This window comes from Acinetobacter sp. YH12046 (assembly GCF_013419905.1).
Classification (GTDB): domain Bacteria; phylum Pseudomonadota; class Gammaproteobacteria; order Pseudomonadales; family Moraxellaceae; genus Acinetobacter.
On the sequence record NZ_VOZF01000076.1, the window covers coordinates 1 to 1,366 of the forward strand.

2 protein-coding genes are annotated in these 1,366 nt (G+C 48.0%); both read right to left on the reverse strand.

Features of this window, described 5'->3' with window-relative positions; genetic code table 11:
• Positions 1 to 1,054: IS66 family transposase (locus tag FTU03_RS15975; RefSeq protein ID WP_179993460.1), on the reverse strand; the 1,054-nt coding region annotated here is incomplete at its 3' end.
• A gap of 74 nt (positions 1,055 to 1,128) precedes the next feature.
• A partial coding sequence (gene tnpB / locus FTU03_RS15980) for an IS66 family insertion sequence element accessory protein TnpB (RefSeq protein ID WP_179993459.1) occupies positions 1,129 to 1,366 on the reverse strand: 238 nt, incomplete at its 5' end.

The window sequence follows — 1,366 nt, forward strand, 5'->3', positions numbered from 1 at the left end:
TGACCTGACCTGATTTAAAGCGTGCTTTATAACCGCTGTAATCATCACAGACCAGATGGCCCTGCCAGTCTTTCAGGAACGCTTCAGCATGCTGACCTGAACGACTATCCTGAAAGTCATAGATCACCGCCTGAACTGGATTGTACTGTGTGGTGGCATAGGCCCAGACATAACCTTTCTTCGGTTTTTTCTCATTCTCACCCATCCGCATAATGGTGACTGGTGTTTCATCTGCATGCAGCACCTGCTGTTGCAGCACCACCTCTTTTAAGGCATTAGCCAGAGGCTCCAGTTCCACACCGCAGCGACCAATCCAGTCAGATAAAGTGGATCTGGACAGATCAATGCCAGCCCGCTGATAGATCAGGCGCTGACGGTACAGCGGCAAATGATCGGCATACTTCGATACCAGCACATGGCTGAGCAGTTCAGGTGAAGCAATGCCTTTATCAATCACATAGGCAGGCATCGCTTGCTGAGTCAGGGTGTCACACTGATCACAGACCCATTTGCCACGAACATGCTGTTCCTTGTAGAACTGTGCCGGTCTGAAATGCAGTTTTTCACTGATATCTTCGCCGATACGACGTAACTGGCAGCCACAACTGCATTGGGTTGATGCAGGTTCATGCTCAATACGGATGGTGTGTAGATGATCTGGCAGCAGTCGACGTTTAGGTTTATTGGTTTTGGCTTTCTGTGTCGCTGCATCGGTTTTATCTGCATTTAATCGTTCTAATTCCAGATCAACGGCTGCGATATCTTCTTCGACCGCTTCGTCCCACAGATGGATTTGTTTTGCGGTGAGATGTTCGTTTTTACTGCCGAATTTATGCTGTTTAAACAGCGCCAGTTCATGCTCGTATTTTTGATTGAGAATAGAAAGATGTTGAACTTTAGAATCTAATTGCTGATTGGTGACTTCAAGATGTTGAACTCTGGCATCTAATTGCTGGTTTGATTGTGCCAGAGACTGATGCTGCATCGCCAACTGCCTGGTGAATTCCAGCAGTTGTTCATGGGTCAGTTGGCTTAAGTCAGGCAGCGTATTCATGACCGCAGTATGCCTGAGGTCATGAGAAGAATGAAATAGAACGTTTGGAGAATAGCAGAATGGAACAGCCTGGTTTAAAGCATCGTCACCACCTGCTGTCGTCCAATTCTCTGCCAGGGCAAACCTTGGATTAATGCCTGTAACTGTTCCGGGCTGAGGGCCACGGTTTCACCTTGGTGAACTTGAGCCCAGTGGAATTTTCCCTGTTCCAGCCGCCGGGCACACAGCCAGATGCCCAGTCCATCATGTACCAGCACTTTCATGCGATGGCCACGTTTATTACAGAACAGGTAAGCACAATGCGGTTTAATG